Here is a 5,538-nt window from a genome sequence, read left to right on the forward strand (position 1 = left end):
AATTTTGTTCTTTGACATCTTGGGATAAAGAGTTTTCAAAAAGTTGCCTTAAAGGTGTTTTATCTAAAAGAGATACATTCAACACCTGTAAGATTTCATAGGTTGATTGTTTCAACCTCAACTTGCTTTTGATAATTGCTACCATCGTGTAGGTAATGATAGCAATGTAGACTTGTATTTTCACTGCGTTAGCAGAAGTGCCCCAAAAGGATTTTATTTTGAGGTGTTGCTTGATCCATTTGAAAAACAGTTCTATTCTCCATCTATACTTATACAACATAGCGATTTCGATAGCAGGAAGTGTAAGGTTATTGGACAGAAAGACAAACGTTCTGTTTTGCTCAGCATCATAAAATTTTATCCTCCGAAATTGCTTCGGGTAGGATTTGTAAGAGTAATGACCCGTAAGTATTACCCGCTGATCACACATCACGCCTTTCAATTTGTCTGGCTTTGAAGATGATATTCGTTTCAGCTTAGTATTACTCTTGGCCCTGGTGACAAAAAAGGCTTCATGCTGGTCAATAATGTAAAGTCTTTCAAAGTCAACGTAGCCGCGGTCCATGATGTAGTATCCATCAGTTTCGTAAACAAGTTTATCCAATCCATTTATATCGTGCACGCTTGCAGCAGTAATATGTATGAAAACAGGAATGGAGGTCTTTACATCAAACAACGTGTGCAGTTTGATAGCGGCTTTAGCTTTTCGGAAAGTAGCCCACCAGAATATATTTAAGCATAAATCTATCACAGTGCTATCAAAAGCATATACGTTTCCCTGAACAGACAAATCAAAATCGCTATCAGGTATGCAGCATTTACGGGCTTCGGCAATCATTTCATAAGCAAACATCTCAAAGATCCGATAGTCCCTTTTCTCATTGGCCTCAGCAAGATTAGACCGGGATATACGTTTTCCTAATCCTAAATGATAATGCTTTGGCTGATGTGCATTTATGCAAACAAGTAAGTCTCTGAGACTATCGCGGTTAGTTAATTGTCCAAACATCATACACAACAGTTGGTTCCAGCACGTAAAATGTTTTACCCACTTATCGCCTTGATATTTACGTACACAACGATCAAATATTCTGGCGGGAAGAAAGGTAATTGCTTGCGCAAAGACATATTTGCCTTGATTCATAACTATGCTGATTTTCAGTAAGTTATAAAATGGCTCATTTCAAATCGTCACCAAACTAAATTTTGATCAAACCTTTATCCAATAAGACTTTCAAAGAACTAATATTATTTTTTACCGGACACTAATGATGAAGATATATTATTTTGTTCATCTGTGATTCTTCTGCCGGAACAGTTGCTGATTTGCGATTTGTTGTTGATGTTTTTCTTCAACCAGCATAGTAGAAAACCCAGGTTGTGCGCAGGCGATCAACCAATAAGTTCATTGTCTATCGATTCAGTCCAAAGCGCTCACATAAACGAAAAAGACTTATCCAAATAAAACACCTTCCATCAATCTAGGTGGCCAGAAATCCTGGCTTCAAGCCTATTCAACTTTCAATGCACGTATCGTTTCCTCCATGCGCATTTCAAAACTACTTTTCCCAATAAATTTCACAGTTTTAGAGATATCAATTTTTTCTGGATTCCATAGTTTGAAGTCTAAAGGTCTAAAGGACATGGCCCCTTTGCTAAGACTCAAATCAGCATTGACAGTTTTAGAGATTACAAATTTGCGATATGCTTCTACATATGCAGCAGAATCAGAATCTTGAAAGATATATTCACCAGTTCGATACTTTATAACAGAGTCGCCCTTGTCTGTCACTGATTTTACGGCCTCGATATAGGTGTATGGCTTCTTCTTATGACAACTAATCAAAAAGAAGAGGAGCAGAAAATATAATAGAAATGTTCTCATCATCTGTTCAATGGGAATAGCAGCTTGCGCACAACGGTTTGCGGCTTTGCGTTCGGGCGGGATTTTACCACCAAACTTTCTTACGAAGCCGAAACTTCAAATTTACGAAAAACTGTCATACGAAGCACTTCACCCCGCCTGACGCAAAACCGGTGTTGGCGGTATGTGGTTTTTCGTCCGCTAAAATTCTTCTTCGGTCATTGTGTTGTTTACAATTGCACCTACCATATTTCCTGTCGCTACGGCATTGGCTACCGAACGCAATAGGCTTGCATTGTCGCCACAAGCAAAAATATTTGTTACGGTTGTTTTCTGAAACATATCTACTTTAAGCAATCCTTGTTCTGTTAGTTCGCAACCCAATGTTTCGGGAATTTTGCAATGTTGCTCAAAGTTGGGTCGTGAGTAAATTGCTTTCAAGTCAAAGGTTGAATGGTCTTTGAAAACGATTTGTTGAACATTACCGTTTTCGTGTTTGATTTCAGCAATTTCTTTTTCAATTATCGGAATGTTATGCTTATTGATTTTGTCGGTTTGCTCTTGTGTCAAAGTAGGTTTTCCGTTTGTGAAAATGGTTAAATCTTTTGTCCAATTACGAATGAGTTGAGCGTAATGCAATGCAAAATTTCCGTTGGCTAAAATACCTGTTTTTTCGTGTTTTACTTCGTAACCGTGGCAATATGGACAATGAATTACCGAAATGCCCCAACATTCCGAAAATCCTTTGATGTCGGGCATTATGTCTTTTACGCCTGTTGCAAAAACGAGTTTTTTTGTTTCAAAAGTTTTGCCTGTTTTAGTGGTAATTTCAAAACCGTTTTCGTTTTTTTGTCCACTAACAGCAAGGTCGTTCAGGAATTTTACTGTGTCGTATTTCAAAACCTGTTTCTTAGATTTTTCAGCAATTACATTTGGTTTTTCTCCGTCTTGCGTAATGAAGTTGTGCGAATGTGGCGTTTGTCTGTTGCAAGGCAAACCGCTGTCAATGATTAGCACATTCCGCAAAGCTCGCCCCAAAGCCATTGCTGATGAAAGTCCTGCGTAACTGCCACCAATGATAATTACGTCAAAATTTTTATTGTCTGTCATACGATTGAATTTTGTAAATGCTGTTAATGGAAAAGGCAACGCCAATGCGGTTAAAGCAAGTCCGCTTTGTTTTATGATTTCCCGTCTTGTCATCATCTTTTTTGGGACAAAGATAGGAAAGTTTTTATTATTGCGACAGAATCGCAATAGTTTAATGCGAATTATTTGCATTAAATTTGCCGAAGAAAAACAGTAGAGATGAAACGCAGAAACACACCGTCAAAAGAAGCCGTTTTGGACTTATTGATAAGTTCAGGAAAAGCAATGAGCCGTGATGCAATTGAACAAAAAATAGGTGTAGAAATTGACAGAGCCACGATTTACAGAGTGTTAAACCGCTTTTGTGAAGATGGATTGGTACATAAAATTGTTGCTGAAGACGGAAAACAATATTTTGCTGTTTGTATGAAATGTGATGAGAAAAAATTAGCTGATAATCATTTTCATTTTCGCTGTACGAGTTGTCAAACCATGGAATGTTTACCCGAAGCTGTTCATTTTTCCGTTCCCAATGGTTACAATGTCGAAAGTGTGAATTGTGTACTTACGGGAATTTGTCCGCAGTGTTCGTAAATCGTTTTTTTTTCAGCCGAAAGTTTGATGTCTGCACGGTCGTCCTACCATTACCGTCAACGAACAGGGTTTGCTGCAGGTGTGGAATTAGTATTCCGTCTGCCCGGAACCGCAGCTAATCCGCCGCGGCGGAAAATGTTCATTGTTAATTCTATTGCCCGGCGTTGTTCGTCGGCTGGAACTGAAGCCGAATAGCGAACAACCAAGCTGAGAATATATTCGTCGCCCCGCCATATAGCCAAACCGTGTTGGCAGCAGTATCTGTTTTATTTCTTTCTATTTTCGGTGAGAGAAAAGACGAATCCTAATTCAGTGTCCACGTTATTAGTAAAATCTTTAATCGAAGGGGTGATATCATAATCAGGCTGTATTCCATGACCTTTGGTGTGCTTATAACCATTCAGGTTCACAACTCTTTTAATCCACGGAATGTCCACCCTGATTTTGGTATTAGGCAAAGTAATGTCAGTTCCAGATCCTGAAACAGGGCCTTCCATATCGCCGCCACTTTCTTCACCTACAAAAACTGCATCCTTTCTATTCACTCTTATCAGCGTCGCAAAAATAGAAGCAGCAGAGCCCGTAACACCATTGATAAGAACATACAAATTGTTTTTGTAATTATTAGAGTCTGGTTGCATTGGTCTTGACCAGTTTTCAGTTTTATATTGCGGGTTACTTCTAAAAGTGCCATTTTTCTGAGCTATAAAAAGCTCGTCCGGATAATTGGGAAATGCTGTGGAATCTTCAAAATAAGCCTTCAGTTCAGGAAACCTGTAATTGTTTACTTCGTGATATTGGTAAGGCTGAAATGTGCCAGTGGTTATATAAGGCATAAGTTTCATCCCAATTCCCAAATCTCCACCTTCATTATTTCTCAAGTCAATAATGAGGTTTTTTATTGACTTCTTCTGAAGAATGTGTGCAATACTTTTAAATTCCGTTGATGTGCTGTAATTATATTTTAGCCAGGCATAATCATGAAAATCAGAAAGTCTTAGGTAAGCAGTTGAATCATTTAACAGGTTGAACTCATAGGGGTTTTCTCTGTGTTTCTTCGGATCGTTTAATGTTGAATACCGCCTCCAATAATGCTGATAAATAGTTTTTGAAGTTAACGCAGTTATATTCACCGTTTTAATTTGTTCACTTCCATAACGCTTTATTCTTAGCTTAAAAGTATCAGGCATGCCAATAAACAATGCATAATGAACTATAAAACGGTTATAGGTTTGATGCATCGAAAATTGTTCAAGATTTCTTTTTCTAAATGTCTCTACATATCCATTTGTGTGAATGGTTGGCAAAAGAGTTTTTAAAACTTCCCTAGCAGTTTGTCCATTGATTTGTAATATCTCGTCGCCGCGCTTTAAAGAAAAGTCATCACTCAAATTATTGTCTATATACAGCCGATTATCAATTATCCTGACAAAAAAAGGAAATAATAAAGCGTTGCCGCCATCAACTAAGTTATCATATACAGTTTGTCCAATTTGTGAAACCCAATAACCTTTTGATGGAAGTGCAAATGTATGTTCATCTCTAACCGCAGTAACTATTCGATTTATAACCCGATAAAATTCGATTTCGGTCATCGGGCTGATGATCTGGTTATAGGAGGAATTAAATAAAGAGTCAATTGTTTCCTTACCGGAATATCTGTACAATCCCGGATGTACTTCTTCCAAAACTTCCTGAAGCACTTTGAAATCTTCCTGTAATTGCTTCACTTCAAACTTCTTTCTGCTGTCGTATGGTATTTGAGCTAATAATTGAAACTGTGCTACAAGGGATAATGTGATGGTTAATATGATATGGAAAAGTCTCATTGATATTGCGCCCAACGTTCAACAGCTTTGCGTTCGGCAGGGTATTTGAAAAACGTCCAGCCCGGTACTGCTGCCGATGTAAGATACAAAAGTTGAGAATATATTTTATAGCTTATTAGTGTTCGGTCAGCCGGATATGTAGCTGAATAGTAGTACTAAGCT

Annotated in this window: 6 protein-coding genes; 2 read left to right on the top strand and 4 right to left on the bottom strand. The window is 38.0% G+C overall.

Features of this window, described 5'->3' with window-relative positions; genetic code table 11:
- The 3 genes from KF816_17400 to KF816_17410 form a co-directional block, all read right to left on the bottom strand.
- Positions 1–1,144 (bottom strand): IS4 family transposase (locus tag KF816_17400; GenBank protein ID MBX3009805.1); only part of this gene is annotated, 1,144 nt, incomplete at its 3' end.
- Between the two features lie 366 nt (positions 1,145–1,510).
- On the bottom strand, positions 1,511–1,792 hold the full coding sequence (locus tag KF816_17405) for a hypothetical protein (protein MBX3009806.1): 282 nt from the start codon (positions 1,790–1,792) through the stop codon (positions 1,511–1,513).
- Positions 1,793–2,065: 273 nt separating this feature from the next.
- Positions 2,066–3,070, bottom strand: coding sequence for an NAD(P)/FAD-dependent oxidoreductase (locus KF816_17410; GenBank protein ID MBX3009807.1), 1,005 nt, complete (start codon positions 3,068–3,070; stop codon positions 2,066–2,068).
- A gap of 102 nt (positions 3,071–3,172) precedes the next feature.
- On the opposite strand from KF816_17410, the gene KF816_17415 reads away from it, so the two are divergent.
- Positions 3,173–3,547: a transcriptional repressor gene (locus KF816_17415; protein ID MBX3009808.1), complete on the top strand. Its 375-nt coding sequence runs from the start codon at positions 3,173–3,175 to the stop codon at positions 3,545–3,547.
- Between the two features lie 27 nt (positions 3,548–3,574).
- Positions 3,575–3,742: a hypothetical protein gene (locus tag KF816_17420; protein MBX3009809.1), complete on the top strand. Its 168-nt coding sequence runs from the start codon at positions 3,575–3,577 to the stop codon at positions 3,740–3,742.
- Positions 3,743–3,813: 71 nt separating this feature from the next.
- Here KF816_17420 and KF816_17425 read toward each other — a convergent pair whose 3' ends face one another.
- Positions 3,814–5,376, bottom strand: a complete 1,563-nt coding sequence (locus tag KF816_17425; GenBank protein ID MBX3009810.1) for a hypothetical protein — start codon at positions 5,374–5,376, stop codon at positions 3,814–3,816.
- Between the last annotated feature and the right edge of the window lie 162 nt (positions 5,377–5,538).

It is taken from the genome of Melioribacteraceae bacterium (assembly GCA_019638015.1).
Classification (GTDB): domain Bacteria; phylum Bacteroidota; class Ignavibacteria; order Ignavibacteriales; family Melioribacteraceae; genus JAHBUP01.

Excerpts from the sequence above, each read along its gene's own strand:
- KF816_17410 (MBX3009807.1), bottom strand. The coding sequence starts at position 3,070 with ATGATGACAAGACGGGAAATCATAAAACAAAGCGGACTTGCTTTAACC.
- KF816_17415 (MBX3009808.1), top strand. The coding sequence starts at position 3,173 with ATGAAACGCAGAAACACACCGTCAAAAGAAGCCGTTTTGGACTTATTG.
- KF816_17420 (MBX3009809.1), top strand. The coding sequence starts at position 3,575 with ATGTCTGCACGGTCGTCCTACCATTACCGTCAACGAACAGGGTTTGCT.
- KF816_17425 (MBX3009810.1), bottom strand. The coding sequence starts at position 5,376 with ATGAGACTTTTCCATATCATATTAACCATCACATTATCCCTTGTAGCA.